Source organism: Limnovirga soli, assembly GCF_013106755.1.
Taxonomy (GTDB): Bacteria; Bacteroidota; Bacteroidia; order Chitinophagales; family Chitinophagaceae; genus Limnovirga; species Limnovirga soli.
In genome coordinates this window covers 235,644-249,980 of the sequence record NZ_WHPF01000004.1, presented here as the reverse complement: position 1 = coordinate 249,980, position 14,337 = coordinate 235,644, and the positions used below count along the sequence as shown (strand labels likewise).

Below are 14,337 nucleotides of genomic sequence, written 5' to 3'. Positions count from 1 at the left end.
GGAGCATCGTTGTGTCACTCACTTGTACGGTTGGATTATCTATTGGGCTTTTACCGAAGCGAATAAATTGATTATGGAAGTTTAATTTCGTTTACCGTTGTCGGGGACGCCACCGGAAGCGCAACGCGGACACCAACAGTAGCAGTCAAACTATGTCGATAGCAGTTTAGTCTACATGCGTTTGAATGTTTGGGTAATTTTTTGGAATGCCGCCAAATTTTTCTGAAACTCATCTTTGGCTTGCCCAACAATTATGTAATAGTCTCCTTTGTCATTAAAGAGCATTACTTGATACACTAATACAGGCTTATCATCCTTTGTTTTTCCATCAGCAACAATCTCATAGCCTTTTAAATTGTCAACGGATATTTCTTTAATTTCCTTGATAACACTAAGTTCTCCTCCAGGAAGTTTTTTAAGTCTCTCTTCCGAATATTTCTTTTGATTTTGGCTAGCAATTTTTGCTATAGAGTTACCCACAATTAAAGTTGGCTTTTCAGAAGGAAATTTTCCATCAGTAGAGTAAAGAAAACTACCTGACATATTTTTTAGAAGTTTGAAATCTGTATCCTTAACGTCAATTCCAAAAGTTGAAGCCTCAAGTGGCTTATCAGTTTGCGAATTGGAATAAACAGTCGATAATAAAGCCTCCTTAATTTTTGCACCAATTTCTTTTGACGCTTCTGGATATATGCCATTTACTATAACAGTATTTTTTGTGTCTCCAAAAACCAGCATCTGTTTTAAGTAAGTCGTCCCATTGGCTGATTGGGTAAGATTTATTAGTGTAGCCTTTGCGCCATTGAAGTCAATAGTTTCTTTCTTTACCAGAATCATACCTTTTGATTTTAAAGCTTCTGCTGTAAAGCCTTCAACAAGAGATTGATAAGGTGTTGGAAGTTCGTTAATTACTATAGATGCACCATTTTTAATATTTTGAAAACCACTAAAACTTGTTGCTGCAACAAAACCACTTGGCGCAACTAAGCTGCATTTTGTACCTGATACTTTTGAGAGTTTATCTGTCTGTGCAAAAACAATTTGTGCAAATGCTAAAATCGATACTAAAAGTCTAATTTTCATATAGAGATGTTTTCTTTAAAATTGCTACTAACTTAAGGATAGATCCTATCATTTAATAAAATATATTTTAAAACCATTGCTAATACACAAACTTTAATAATACAATTTGTATTGTTTAATGCGTCAATCTTTTAAATAAAATAGTTTGAAATCGCTTCAACAAATTTATATATCCTGGTAACACCAAAAAGCGTGATTTATCACGCAATTTGGTCTGTGATAAATCACGCACCCCGTGATTTATCACGTTTTTGGCTAAGGTTTATAGTAATATGAATTTGTGACACGATTTTAATTTTAAACCGTGCTCTTTTGGCTTTGTAAAAGTCCCATACACAATCCAACCGTACAAGAGTGCGACGCAAGAATGCCCCTTATAAGTTGTTTTGCCGGGCTCAAAAAAAAATATATTTACATATTTGTCCAGTGATACAAAGGCTGTTCGTAATAATGATGTAACACTCATTTTATAACAATAAAACAAATAAAAAAAATGACAGCCACAGCCAATGCACTCAACTGGTTTGAAATATCTGTATTGGATATTAACCGTGCAAAAGATTTTTATGAAAAAGTATTTAATATTGAAATGCCATTACAGGAAATGATGGGCCGAAAAATGGCTTACTTTCCATCAGAAAATATGAATGGCAAAGTATCTGGCGCCCTGGTAGAAAGCAGTATGCACCAACCCAGCGCCAGTGGTGCCAAAATTTACCTGAATGGCAATCCTGATTTGTCTGCAGCTCTTGGCAATATAGCTGCTGCAGGCGGACAGGTGTTGATGCCCAAAACAAAGATTAGCGATGATATTGGCTTTATGGCATTTTTTTTAGATACCGAAGGCAATGCGGTTGCCTTACATTCAAACAAATAAATAATTACTCATGAAAGAATTTTTATTGATTTTTAGAAGAGAACATATAGCCAGCGAGCCGGCATTATCGCCCGAGCAATTGCAGGCTATGATGAAACCCTGGCAGGATTGGATTGGCAATATTGCCGCACAAAACAAACTGGCTAACTCCGGCAACCGCCTGGAAGCAGATGGCCGTGTTTTAAAAACTGGCAATATAGTAACCGATGGCCCCTATGTTGAAATTAAGGAAGCCATTGGGGGCTATATCATTGTAAAAGCCAACTCTTTGGAAGAAGCTACCGAACTTGCTAAAGGCTGTCCTATTTTAATGGTTGGCGGCAATGTTGAAATTAGAACAATTGTATCCATGAACTAAAAGGGTTTGATACTTTTACCGCCTCCCGCCTGTTGACGGGAGGCTTTTATTATGCAGCAAAATGAATTAATACCACATTTGTTTCGTACCGAGTACCGCAAAATTATTTCGGTGCTGTGTAAGTTATTTGGGGTAGAACATATTGCCACCGCAGAAGATATTGTAAGCGATACTTTTTTATTGGCTGCCGAAACATGGGGACTTAAAGGCCTACCCAATAACCCTGCGGCCTGGCTATATATGGTGGCTAAAAATAAAGCCGTAGATTTTTTAAGACGCGATACCCTTTTTAAGCAAAAAATTAGTAACGTTTTGCAAGAACAGGATATGGCTGATACCACACCGGAAATTGACCTATCCACCAAAAACATTAGCGACAGCCAGTTACAAATGATGTTTGCCATTTGCCACCCGGCCATACCGGCCGAAGCGCAAATTGGTTTATCGCTTAGCATATTGTGCGGGTTTGGCGCAGAGGAAATTGCCGATGCTTTTTTATCCAATAAAGAAACCATTTATAAAAGATTGGCAAGGGCCAAAGAAAAACTTAGAACAGAAAAAATAAGTATTGCCATACCGGCACAACAAGAAATTGAGAGCAGGCTGCATACCGTTTTAACCACTTTGTATTTATTGTTTAGCGAAGGGTATTACTCCGCATCTCAAAACACCGGTTTGCGTAAAGAGCTTTGCCTGGAAGCCATGCGACTCAACTTAATGCTAACCGAACATGAGCAAACGAATATACCTGCTGCTAATGCATTGCTGGCATTGATGTGTTTTCATGCCTCCCGTTTTGAGGCAAGGATAAATAAACAGGGCGAAATGGTTTTGTACGAAGAACAGGATGAAACCATTTGGAACAAAGCATTAATACAAAAGGGTGAGTATTATTTAACCCGTGCCTCTACCGGCAATACGCTTACCAAATACCATGTAGAAGCGGCCATTGCTTACTGGCATACCCATAAAGCAGATACGCTCGAAAAATGGGAAAACATTTTACAGTTATACAATAAATTATTGCAGATTGAGTACACACCTATTGCTGCATTAAACAGAACCTATGCCCTGTCTAAAGCCAATGGCAAAAAAGAAGCCATTATACAGGCCGAGAAATTGCAGCTTACCAATAACCATTTATACCACTCGCTGCTGGGCAATTTATATACAAGTATAGATGATGCCAAAGCATTGCAGCACACCAAACAGGCCCTGGCATTGGCCAAAACCACTGCCGACAAAGAGACCATTCTTAAAAAAATAAATTCGTTTAAATAGCCCTTTAATACCAGCAGAGGAGTTTCATGGCATCGTCCCTTGCGTCGCAAGCACTTCATCGGTTGGTTACAAATGGGGCTATTCTTTTTAACTCCGTGGCCGCCTTTGCCATGTTTGGTGTTGCATTTATCTAAATAAACCAAATTGTAAATTGGCTACTTAAACAAATCCATATTTTTAACAAAATAGTAAATTGTAAAGCAATCATTCACGCCCTCAGCCTTGTACCTTAGGGCGTGAAACGGTAACAAAACCGAACAAGTTGGATTGATATGATAAGCAATACAAAGTGCATAATGACAGTTTGTTGATTATCAATCGTTTTACAATATACAGGATATCGTTTATAGTCTAAGGCTTAGAGTTGTTTGCTAGTATATTAAGCAAACTTATAAATGAAAATATAGGTAGGCATTTTCTAAAATATTTAATAAAATGAAACTATTTCTAATTATCGGCGGACTTCTTATGATTATATTTTTCTGTTTAGTTCCACTAAAAAGAGATATACAAGAATACAAGGTTCAAATAACCGGAGAAATAGTAAAAGCAACAATTACATATATTCCAAATTGCATTGGTACAAAATCAAACCAATTCATGAAATTTACATATGCAGGAAGTGAATTTGACAAAAGTGTTGGCTGTGCTTTTTCTGACACTCATAAAGTTGGAGATACAATTAATTTAATGCATAATGACAGTACAGATATTTTCCTATTTGAAACAGAGAATAAGGAATCAGAATTTATTTCAGCTGGGCTTTTTGCTATTATAGGCATTAGTTTTATAATTATGGGTGCTAGAAAAAAGTAAAGATAAAAAAATGGCCTAACCATTCAAGGGAGATTATACAGCCAAGCCATGAAGCGTAGCGTGTTTGTGCAATAGCAAACAAAAGCATCAACCAAGCTACAACAAAACACCTCACTTACGCTGCTGTTGTTTTCACCACTAGACTTTCTTTGACGGGTACGCCAACAGAAGCATGAATAGTTATTTAATAAATGTTTTTGCTTTTGTAAAAGCCCAATAGGGTATCTAATCGTACAAGAGTGCGACGCAAGCAGCGCTGCCATAATAACTACAGCCCGGTACATAAAATGTATAGGTATTTAAAGCATTACCACCTGGCCTGTGCGCACACTTTCGTCGCAGGCAAAAGCAATACGTAAACTGTTTACAGCATCTTCTACATGATCGGTAAGGTCTATATTTTGCAAAATGGCATTTTTAAAATACAGCTGCTCCCGGTTACACAGCTCCTGATGATCGGGCTCATCGGCCAGCTGAAACCATTCATCTGGTTTTGTAAAGGCATTTTGATCGTTCAAATCAGCATGGTGCAGGCGAATATTCTCGGTTTTGGTATGTGCTTCCACGGCGTCAGATTTTCCTGCACCAGAGGCTTCTTTTGCCACGATAGAAACGGCCCCTTTCGGGCCAATTACATCTTTTACAAAGAAGGCGGTTTCGCTCATCATTGGGCCCCAGCCGGCTTCGTACCAGCCCACAGAGCCATCCTGAAAGCGTATTTGTAATTGTCCGTAATTATAATTGCCGGCTGGTATTTCCTCGGTAAGCCGGGCACCAATAGCACTTACCTGAATGGGCTTGCTGCGCACCATCTGGCACATTACATCAATATAGTGCACACCACAATCAACTATTGGACTAAGGCTTTTCATCAGGTTGCGGTGTACATTCCACATAATGCCATGGCTTTGCTGGTTCAGGTTCATACGCATTACCAATGGTTTGCCTAATTGCTGTGCCAGTTCAATAAATTTCTCCCATGAGGGGTGGTGTCTTAAAATATAACCAACCACCAGTTTCTTACCCGCTTTTGCTGCAGCTGCTGCTACCCTTTCGGCACCGGCAACGGTATCAGCCAAAGGTTTTTCAATAAATACATGGCAGCCACTTTCCAAAGCCTGAATGGCAAAGCTTTCATGCGTATCCGGATAAGTAGCAATGCATACCGCATCTGGTTTGGTGGCAGCCAATGCCTCTGTGTAATCGCTAAATAAAGGATAGCCGCCGCCGAGTTTATCGTTTAATACCTCCTTGCTTTTACCGGTTGATACAATACCACAAATACTAAAACCGTCCAGGTGATGGTATGCAGTTGCATGCGATGCACCCATATTTCCACAACCTACTACCAGTACTTTTATATCGTTATTGTTTGCCATAGCCCTTATGTTTTATTTTTATAAAGCGTGTACAAATATGCCAAATACTACGCAATAAATACAGGTTTCAGGAGTATTTTATGGGAATAGATACAATAAAAAGGGCTGCCGGTTGGCAGCCCTTTTATAAATAGCATAAATGCTTTATTATTTATACAGTAATTCGTAGTACTGGTCGGCCATACGGTTACTTTCAAACTGAAAGCGTACATCTGTCATACCATTTTTTACTACTTGTCTCCAGGTATCGTAACTATCGTAGTATAATGGTAATACCTGGTTTTCAAGGATATCGTACAGTTTATCAAAATCGTATTTATCCTGTTCATGCACCGTCATATTTTTATAATCTGCCTTAGGCACGACAAAACCATTATGACCGTGGTTGATAAATTCTGGTATCCATCCATCATCGGTAGACACATTTACGGCTCCATTCATACAGGCAGTCATACCACTGGTACCGGAAGCTTCACGTGGCACACGTGGGTTATTAAGCCAAATATCTGAAGCTTGTTTTAACCGCTTACTTAAGCCCAGCTCATAACCAATCAATACCGCAACATTTTTATAATTTTTGCTTAAGTGTACCAGGTTATTAAACTGAGAAATAGAAGGGTAATCCAATGGGTAAGGTTTACCAGCCCAAATAATCTGTATGGGATATTTGGTATTATTGATCAATTTATTAAAGCGATCCATTTCCTGGGTAAGGAAATCGGCGCGTTTATAACCAGCAAACCTGCGTGCCCAAACAATGGTTAATACATTAGGGTCAAATAATTTACCAGTTTGATCGGCCACAATATCAAAAGCTCTTTTCTTTAAATATTTTTTGCGGTCATCAAAAGCCCAATCGTTGGCTTCGTCTTTGGCGCGGTATAATTGCTTATCGGCCCAGTAACGGTAGTTTTGGGCATTGGTAATAGAAATAATGGGACAAATACCTTCATATTTACTCCACATTTCTCTGGAAACATGCCCATGCAATTCAGAAACACCATTAGCCAGTTTGGCAAAACGTAAAGCAGCAAGAGAGTGGTTAAATAAATCATCGGTAACGCCACATAATCTTCTAACCTCATCAATACTCAGGCCACAGAAATAACTCATTTTATGGCATAGGTAAATATCGTGTTTTTCATTGCCGGCTTCCTCAGGCGTATGGGTAGTAAACACCAGATGCTTGCGCACCATATCAACACTCTTAAATTTATTCAGCAAATGAAATGCGGCTGAAATACCATGCGCTTCATTTAAATGATATAGATCAGGAGAATACCCCAATTCATCTATCAGTTTGGCACCACCTACACCTAATAAAATAAACTGGGCAATTTTGGTAGCTACATTTGCATCGTACAGTCGGTGAGAAATGGTTTGAGATACATAATCATTTTCCGGCAAATCAGTACTCAGAAAAAATAATGGTGCTGTATTAAAGGTTTCAGGCCTTAAATAATAGGCTTTTACCCAAACCGGATGATCATGAATCAAAATCTGGAACTTAATATCGGTATCTTCCAGAAAACTAAATATTTTCTCCATCCAGGTAACTTGCAGGGTTTGATCCTGATTACGTGCCTGATCGTAGTAACCATATTTCCAAAGTATACCTATACCTATCAAATTTTGCTTTAATTCAAATGCACTACGCATATGAGAACCTGCCAGAAAACCGAGACCGCCACTGTAGATTTTCAAGGGCTGATGTACTGCAAATTCCATTGAAAAATAAGCTACTTTTTTGCTATAACGGTCGTCAATCGAATAGGGTACCTGAAAGTTTCTGAAATTCATATCTTTTGTTTTGGATTTAAAAGCCTGCGCAATTTACAGCTTATTATTTAAAATGTATTTTTTACACAATAAAATAAAGTATCCTTATTTTTTATTATTACTCAATATTAAACTTTCTAATTATACTTACGCCTATGCAAAGGTTTGCGGTTAATAATTAAAAAATATCATGTAGCCAGCTAAAAATCTATATGCCACTGCTCTTGCCACGCTCGGTTCAAGGTTCCTCATTTATGGCAGCTGCAGTTTGCAGTTTGTTGGTACATTTAGGTGTAAACAAGCTTTAGGCGGTATTGTTTAATACCCATTAAAAGCTATTTTCTGGAAGGAATTTTCTTATCCTTGATTTTATTATACGCATCATCAAAAAAACATTTAATACCACGGTGATTGCCACAGTTGCCTTGTTCTTTTACCTTAACAGTTTTACCGGAAAAAACAAAGTCAATTACACATGGGTCGCCACTCTCCTGAAAATAACCATGCGTTGCATCTCTCATGGTTAAATTACCTTTTAATTCACCAATGCAATCGCCACCATTTTTTTCAAAATGTATAAAGAAAATATACTTGTTATTATTTCCATCACGTAGCGAGATAAAATTGCGTTTATCTTTTACGTAATCGCCACTTAGTTTATTTTTATGGGCTAAGGTATCAATGGGGTTTATTATTTCATTTATTTTCTTCAGGTCTTCATTATTATCACTCATCACTGTAATAAAACTACCAGATCCATTGTTATAAGCTACCCCATTTCGGGTATAAAAAAAGTCGCCGGCACTATTGGATTTCTCCCTTGAAATAATAAAAGTTGGCTCTGAGGTAATGGCCACATTTCTGGCATATTCATCTTTTACCTGCTGACTAAGCAGCTGATATCTGGTGATGTATTTGTTTTCGCTATTAAATAAAAAAACAAATAAGGCTGTTTTGCCATTTAATTTTAGGTTAGCCAACAAGTATATTTCCTGCTCTTTCTCAATTTTTGCAACTGGGTGTATTAGCATCTTTTTGGCATTCTTACCATACAGGGCGGTTAACACCGTGTCGGGTATAAACTCAGTAAAAATAGCGTAGCTAATTCTGGTGGTATCAGCAAGTTTAACCATATTAGAGTCTGCAATTTTATAAGGCAGGGCTACAGTGGGGAATGCCTCCATAAAATCTTTCATATCCACAGGCGAATCGCCGGAAAGAGATACTTTATCATTTTTACAGGCAATACCTGCCAATATTAATAAACAGGCAATCGCGTATTTATACATGCAGAAAGTTTTGATAAAAATATAGGTTTCACAGGATATGATATGGGGATTTTTTTTTAGGTTTGCCTAAATTTATTTTTTGTGCTACCTAATTATTCAGCATCTGAGGAGAATTATATCAAAAACATTTACCATTTGCAACAGGGTACCGGCTATGTAACTACCAACGAATTAGCCGCTACCATAAAAGCAAAACCTGCCTCTATAACCGATATGCTGAAAAAGTTAAAGGCCAAAAAACTGGTTCATTATGAACCTTATAAAGAATTTCAGCTTACCGTTCAGGGAAAAAAAGTGGCATTGGGCATAGTACGTAAACACCGCCTTTGGGAATATTTTCTGGTAGAGAAATTATCTTTTGGCTGGGATGAGGTACACGAAATTGCGGAAGAACTGGAACATATAACCAGTAAAAAATTAATTGATCAGCTGGATAGCTTTCTGGATTTCCCCAGATTTGACCCACATGGAGACCCCATACCTGACAGCAACGGCAAAATGAATGCTGTACAACAAATTCTGTTAACAGAATTACCCGAACAAAAAAAATCTGTAGTTACTATGGTAGGTAGCCAATCTACACCATTACTTGAACTATTAAAACATAAATCAATTACCATAGGTTCAACTGTAGAGATTAAAAAGAAATTTGATTTTGATGAATCGCTGGAATTATTGATAGATGGGGAGAATACAGCCACAATTAGTAAACAATTGGCTACAGTTTTATTTGTAAAGCCAGTTTAAAAAGCTGCATAGCGATAAGAACGCACAAGAGTGCGACGCAAGCAAAGCTATATAGTACAAAAAAGCCTGGCTAATAAGATGAATACATTTTTTGGTAAAACATATTGCACTGTTTGAAATAACTAAAATGACAACAAAAAACAGAACTACATCGCTGAGTGAAGTACATGAAACTGTTGACACCACTCAACCTGGAAAGAAATGGAAAAAAATATTTTCGTTTCTTGGACCCGCTTACCTGGTAAGCGTAGGCTATATGGACCCCGGCAACTGGGCTACCGATTTACAAGGTGGTTCTCAATTTGGATATAAACTGATATGGGTATTGTTAATGAGTAACCTTATGGCATTGCTGCTGCAAGGTTTAAGTGCCAGACTTGGCATTGTTAGAAGAAGAGATTTGGCACAGGCCAACCGGGAAACCTATCCCAAAATGGTGAATTTTTGTTTGTATGTACTGGCAGAACTGGCAATAGCCGCCTGCGATCTTGCAGAAGTACTGGGTATGGCCATTGGTATTCACCTGCTTACAGGGTTACCCATTTTATATGGAGTGTTTTTTACCGTGCTGGATACCTTTTTGTTATTATACCTGCAACGAAAAGGCATAAAAAGACTGGAGGCTTTTATTATTGCGTTGGTACTTATTATTGGCTTGTCGTTTTTAATTGAAATTATTTTTGCGCAGCCAAATGCCGGTGAAGTACTCAAAGGTTTTATACCTACGTCTTTAAATGATGGGGCCTTATATATTGCGGTAGGTATTATTGGTGCTACTGTTATGCCACATAACCTGTATTTGCACTCGGCGCTGGTACAAACAAGAAAAATAAAAACAGATGATGCCAGTATTCAGCAGGCATTAAAATTCAATAGAATTGATAGTGTTATTGCCCTTAATGCCGCATTTTTTGTAAATACAGCTATACTGGTATTAGCAGCAAGTGTATTTTATAAAACAGGCAATACACAAGTAGCCAAAATTGAAGACGCCCATACATTGCTGGCACCATTATTAGGTAATGCACTGGCACCTATACTATTTGCCATAGCATTAATTGCTGCCGGACAAAGTTCCACAGTTACCGGTACCATGGCAGGACAAATTGTAATGGAAGGCTATTTAAGATTAAGAATTAACCCATGGATGCGCAGGCTAATTACCAGGCTTATTGCCATTACACCTGCAGTTGCGGTTATCCTAATTTCGGGGGATGAAAATCTGGATGACTTGCTGGTATTAAGTCAGGTGGTGTTAAGCCTGCAACTAGGTTTTGCAGTAATACCCCTAATTCATTTTGTTAGCGATAAAGAAACCATGGGAAAATTTGTAATTACCACGCCAATAAAAATAATATCATGGATTGTTGCCGGCATTCTTATTTTTTTAAATGTAAAACTGGTATTAGACGAATCAATTGCGTTTTTTAATTCAAGTGATAATAGCTGGCTTAAAACACTGATTGTAATAGCATGGCTGGCATTTTTATGGCTGTTTTGTATGATGACTTTTTTGCCGATAATTCGCAAACGTAAACTAAACAAAAAGGTATTGATACATGGCGAACAAAAACCTATTGAAAATTTATCGGTACCGCAAATGAATACCATTGCTGTTTCTTTGGACTTCTCTGATAGTGATGAAAAAATAATTGCCTATGCCATTGCACAGGGCAATAACAAAGCCAGCTATGTGCTAATGCATATTGTAGAAACGGCCTCATCCGGTTATCTTGGGGAGGCCACGGATGACTATGAAACAAGAAAAGATGCAGAAAGGCTTAACCTATATACAAACCAGTTACAAGCAATGGGATACACCGTAAAAGGGGTATTAGGATATAGAAACCGCGTTAAAGAAATTGTACGCATCGTAAAAGAAGAAGAAGCCGATTTATTAATAATGGGTGCACATAAACATACGGGGTTAAAAGACCTTATTTTTGGTGAAACAGTTAATACGGTTAGGCATAGGGTTGATATCCCTGTTCTTATCGTTAGTTAAATAAATATATTAAGCAATTTACTAAATGAACGATATTCATATCAGGCAAATACTTCCGCACGACAATGCCCACATAGCCACAATTATTCGAAACGTGTTAAGCGAGTTTGGTGCCAATAAACCCGGCACTGTTTATTACGATCCTACCACTGATGATTTATTTAGCTTGTTTCAGCATCCAAATTCCTGTTATTTTATTGCCTCCATCAACGATACCATTGTTGGCGGATCCGGAATTTTCCCAACAGCTGGCTTGCCCGAAAATTGTTGCGAACTGGTTAAATTATACCTTTCAAAAAGTGCCCGGGGCAGAGGTCTTGGCAAATTACTGATGCAGGAATGTTTTACAAAAGCCAAAGAAATGGGATTTGAAAAAATGTACCTGGAAACCATGCCCGAGTTAAATATTGCGGTTGGTCTTTATGAACAACAAGGCTTCTCCTATTTAACAGGACCAATGGGTAAATCAGGTCATTTTGGTTGTAATATCTGGATGGTAAAAAAGTTATAGCGCAAAAAGGCATGTATTTTTTGGTAACCGGCAATTGAACAGCTGGCATCACCTCTTGCCACGCTCGTTTCATTGTTCTGTTTTCATAGCAGCTATTTTAACAGCCATTATATGCATTAAACTTCAGGCACACCCTTGTTTCCAAAATAAAAAACCCATGCAATACACATGGGTTTAAGAGAGGTAAAGTAATAACCAAAAACTATCTTATAATCATTGAATTACCTACTGAAGGTAAATTCAATATTTCTGCCATAAATCCTTGTCTATCAACTATAATGGCACTATTCAAGGCAGTTGAAAATTCAGTACCTGAATTGCCGGTTGTTTTAGCCTGAAGAATATAACTATAACTGCCCGGAGCTAATTTTAATTTTCTTCTGGCAGATACAACAATAGTATCATTGAAATAAGTTATTGTAGCATTTAACTGTCCGCCATTCAAATAAAATTTGAAATTAGACAAGTTAGGATGTCCAGAAATAACATATAAAAACGAAGAAATAAAAGAAGTATCGTTTTCTACATAAAAGCTATCACTTTGTAAAGTATTAAGTCCCTGGGATAAATAAATAGTATAAGGATCAGATACTTTAAATTCTACTCTGGGCTGAGAAAAACGTAATGATTCACCACTAGCATTTGAACCAATGGCTGTTGGCTGAATAGTTTCTTTGGTACAAGCGAAAAAAGAAATTGAAATAATTGCAAATAGGATTGACTTTTTCATTGGATTCGTTTTAACGATATTTAAGGTTTGTTACAATATAGCCAATCACATGCCACTTCCACAAATCCTTACAAATCAACAGTTTACGAAATCAGCAAATTCAAATTTTCCTATTTTGGGATAATGTATTCCTATTTTTTTAAAAAATTATAACAAAACACCTGGTTAATCATTGCCAAACTGCACTTTTACAGTTAAATCTACTCTATAGGCAAATTTCCACAACCAGTGTAAATTGCCACCTAATTTAAGGGAATTGAAATACAATAAAAAGACATATTAGGTCCGATTAGGATATCCATTAACCCCTTTTTGCACGGCTTACCCATTCATGGAGGCTATTTTTGACATATCCAAATATCCAATATCCATTCGAAAAGCTTTCTTTCTTAAGAAAGAGAAAAAATTAAAAGTCCCATTGGGACTTTTTTTATTTTTTTGGCAAACTATATAAACCGTTTCGCCTGAATAATAGATTAGATAGAAATTATTTATTCCGATTTCTCCGGGATATAAATATTTCGGCGGGTAGGAATTACAGTTTGTTCGTCTTCACTTAAAAAAACCCAGAAATCATGTAATTCAAATAAATCACCTGGTTGTTTTTTACCGCCAGGTTCATTATTGCGTTCGAAACTACCCAACAAAATACCGTTGTATTTAATTTCTTTAAGTTTCTCAGGATGATTCAACGTCTTAAACTGATCAATAGTCATAAACCAAAATTATTAGTCGGTAAAAATATTAAATGATATTTAAATCAGCAATGTTTCTTTTATTTTCATTTTACCCGGCTTCTTCCAATAAGCCATTACAATTACCCATCTCCTACATTAAAATTTAAAATATATAATTGCTTTGGTTACATTTTATTCTGCTGCTGCAACCTAAATATGTAAACAGTTTAAAAACAAAATAAATATACGGGTATGAAACGCAACATTTTATTAGCAGCAGTTCTTTTATTCTCTTTGGTATCATGTAAAAAAGAAGTAGCTCAGGCAGGTGGTACAACAGGTACAGTTAACATTATCGCAGCTTCCAGCGTACCGCAAGCTGTAATGAATACATTTACCAGCACTTTCAGCAACGCCACAGAAACTGAATGGCAACATAATAGCAGTGATAGCTTTATCTGCCAGTTTAACGAAGACAACCAACGTCACGAAGCGCATTTCGATGACAAAGGCCATGAATCTAAACATAGCACCATTTGTTTGGAAGCACCGGTTCCTTTAGCCATTTTAAATGTATTCAGGTCACAATTCCCAAGTGATAATGTGTATGAGTGGAAATTATATAATGATGGTACCTGGAAAGCGCATTTCCTAAGATCTTCTGTAAAATGGGAAATCACCTTTAGTGCTGATGCAGTAATCATCAAATCTGAGCACGATTAAGCAACATAGTATATTGTAATATACAACACTGCAACACTATATAATCTAGCCTGTAAAACACATCTACCATAGAAAAACAGCC

The 14,337-nt window shown here is 37.2% G+C and carries 14 protein-coding genes; 8 read left to right on the top strand and 6 right to left on the bottom strand.

Annotated elements, in window-relative coordinates; genetic code table 11:
- Positions 1–171 precede the first annotated feature (171 nt).
- Positions 172–1,083, bottom strand: a complete 912-nt coding sequence (locus GD597_RS06630) for a PsbP-related protein (protein ID WP_171607043.1) — start codon at positions 1,081–1,083, stop codon at positions 172–174.
- A 493-nt stretch (positions 1,084–1,576) separates the two neighbouring features.
- Between GD597_RS06630 and GD597_RS06625 the strand changes: the two genes are divergently transcribed.
- The 4 genes from GD597_RS06625 to GD597_RS06610 all read left to right on the top strand — a co-directional run bounded on the left by GD597_RS06625 (position 1,577) and on the right by GD597_RS06610 (position 4,415).
- Positions 1,577–1,960: a VOC family protein gene (locus GD597_RS06625; protein ID WP_171607042.1), complete on the top strand. Its 384-nt coding sequence runs from the start codon at positions 1,577–1,579 to the stop codon at positions 1,958–1,960.
- Between the two features lie 10 nt (positions 1,961–1,970).
- On the top strand, positions 1,971–2,318 hold the full coding sequence (locus GD597_RS06620) for a YciI family protein (RefSeq protein WP_171607041.1): 348 nt from the start codon (positions 1,971–1,973) through the stop codon (positions 2,316–2,318).
- A 51-nt stretch (positions 2,319–2,369) separates the two neighbouring features.
- Positions 2,370–3,599 carry an RNA polymerase sigma factor gene (locus tag GD597_RS06615; protein ID WP_171607040.1) on the top strand — a complete coding sequence of 410 codons (1,230 nt, stop codon included), beginning with the start codon at positions 2,370–2,372 and terminating at the stop codon, positions 3,597–3,599.
- A gap of 435 nt (positions 3,600–4,034) precedes the next feature.
- A complete protein-coding gene (locus GD597_RS06610) occupies positions 4,035–4,415 on the top strand; it encodes a hypothetical protein (protein WP_171607039.1) in 381 nt (126 codons plus the stop codon).
- Between the two features lie 299 nt (positions 4,416–4,714).
- Here GD597_RS06610 and GD597_RS06605 read toward each other — a convergent pair whose 3' ends face one another.
- The 3 genes from GD597_RS06605 to GD597_RS06595 form a co-directional block, all read right to left on the bottom strand.
- Positions 4,715–5,794: a Gfo/Idh/MocA family protein gene (locus GD597_RS06605; RefSeq protein WP_171607038.1), complete on the bottom strand. Its 1,080-nt coding sequence runs from the start codon at positions 5,792–5,794 to the stop codon at positions 4,715–4,717.
- Between the two features lie 147 nt (positions 5,795–5,941).
- Positions 5,942–7,594 (bottom strand): alpha-glucan family phosphorylase, encoded by a 1,653-nt coding sequence (glgP, locus tag GD597_RS06600; protein WP_171607037.1) that lies wholly within the window; start codon positions 7,592–7,594, stop codon positions 5,942–5,944.
- Between the two features lie 314 nt (positions 7,595–7,908).
- Positions 7,909–8,862: a hypothetical protein gene (locus GD597_RS06595; RefSeq protein ID WP_171607036.1), complete on the bottom strand. Its 954-nt coding sequence runs from the start codon at positions 8,860–8,862 to the stop codon at positions 7,909–7,911.
- 81 nt (positions 8,863–8,943) lie between these two features.
- On the opposite strand from GD597_RS06595, the gene GD597_RS06590 reads away from it, so the two are divergent.
- From GD597_RS06590 to GD597_RS06580, 3 genes are all read left to right on the top strand, one after another.
- Complete coding sequence (locus GD597_RS06590) at positions 8,944–9,609, top strand: metal-dependent transcriptional regulator (protein ID WP_171607035.1); 666 nt, start codon at positions 8,944–8,946, stop codon at positions 9,607–9,609.
- Positions 9,610–9,736: 127 nt separating this feature from the next.
- The gene (locus tag GD597_RS06585; protein WP_171607034.1) at positions 9,737–11,614 is read left to right on the top strand and encodes an Nramp family divalent metal transporter; all 1,878 of its coding nucleotides are present in this window, start codon (positions 9,737–9,739) and stop codon (positions 11,612–11,614) included.
- Between the two features lie 25 nt (positions 11,615–11,639).
- Entirely contained in the window at positions 11,640–12,125 is a 486-nt protein-coding gene (locus GD597_RS06580) for a GNAT family N-acetyltransferase (protein WP_171607033.1), read from the top strand.
- Between the two features lie 202 nt (positions 12,126–12,327).
- Here the strand turns inward: GD597_RS06580 and GD597_RS06575 are convergent, their stop codons facing one another.
- Both GD597_RS06575 and GD597_RS06570 read right to left on the bottom strand, forming a co-directional pair.
- Positions 12,328–12,855 carry a hypothetical protein gene (locus tag GD597_RS06575; RefSeq protein ID WP_171607032.1) on the bottom strand — a complete coding sequence of 176 codons (528 nt, stop codon included), beginning with the start codon at positions 12,853–12,855 and terminating at the stop codon, positions 12,328–12,330.
- Positions 12,856–13,346: 491 nt separating this feature from the next.
- On the bottom strand, positions 13,347–13,571 hold the full coding sequence (locus GD597_RS06570) for a hypothetical protein (protein ID WP_171607031.1): 225 nt from the start codon (positions 13,569–13,571) through the stop codon (positions 13,347–13,349).
- 213 nt (positions 13,572–13,784) lie between these two features.
- Between GD597_RS06570 and GD597_RS06565 the strand changes: the two genes are divergently transcribed.
- Entirely contained in the window at positions 13,785–14,255 is a 471-nt protein-coding gene (locus GD597_RS06565) for a hypothetical protein (protein WP_171607030.1), read from the top strand.
- The last annotated feature ends 82 nt before the right edge of the window (positions 14,256–14,337 follow it).

What these genes read in the sequence shown, in the direction of transcription:
- GD597_RS06630 (WP_171607043.1), bottom strand. Translation starts at nt 1,083, where the DNA reads ATGAAAATTAGACTTTTAGTATCGATTTTAGCATTTGCACAAATTGTT.
- GD597_RS06605 (WP_171607038.1), bottom strand. Translation starts at nt 5,794, where the DNA reads ATGGCAAACAATAACGATATAAAAGTACTGGTAGTAGGTTGTGGAAAT.
- glgP (WP_171607037.1), bottom strand. Translation starts at nt 7,594, where the DNA reads ATGAATTTCAGAAACTTTCAGGTACCCTATTCGATTGACGACCGTTAT.
- GD597_RS06625 (WP_171607042.1), top strand. Translation starts at nt 1,577, where the DNA reads ATGACAGCCACAGCCAATGCACTCAACTGGTTTGAAATATCTGTATTG.
- GD597_RS06580 (WP_171607033.1), top strand. Translation starts at nt 11,640, where the DNA reads ATGAACGATATTCATATCAGGCAAATACTTCCGCACGACAATGCCCAC.
- GD597_RS06575 (WP_171607032.1), bottom strand. Translation starts at nt 12,855, where the DNA reads ATGAAAAAGTCAATCCTATTTGCAATTATTTCAATTTCTTTTTTCGCT.
- GD597_RS06610 (WP_171607039.1), top strand. Translation starts at nt 4,035, where the DNA reads ATGAAACTATTTCTAATTATCGGCGGACTTCTTATGATTATATTTTTC.
- GD597_RS06620 (WP_171607041.1), top strand. Translation starts at nt 1,971, where the DNA reads ATGAAAGAATTTTTATTGATTTTTAGAAGAGAACATATAGCCAGCGAG.
- GD597_RS06595 (WP_171607036.1), bottom strand. Translation starts at nt 8,862, where the DNA reads ATGTATAAATACGCGATTGCCTGTTTATTAATATTGGCAGGTATTGCC.
- GD597_RS06570 (WP_171607031.1), bottom strand. Translation starts at nt 13,571, where the DNA reads ATGACTATTGATCAGTTTAAGACGTTGAATCATCCTGAGAAACTTAAA.
- GD597_RS06615 (WP_171607040.1), top strand. Translation starts at nt 2,370, where the DNA reads ATGCAGCAAAATGAATTAATACCACATTTGTTTCGTACCGAGTACCGC.
- GD597_RS06565 (WP_171607030.1), top strand. Translation starts at nt 13,785, where the DNA reads ATGAAACGCAACATTTTATTAGCAGCAGTTCTTTTATTCTCTTTGGTA.
- GD597_RS06585 (WP_171607034.1), top strand. Translation starts at nt 9,737, where the DNA reads ATGACAACAAAAAACAGAACTACATCGCTGAGTGAAGTACATGAAACT.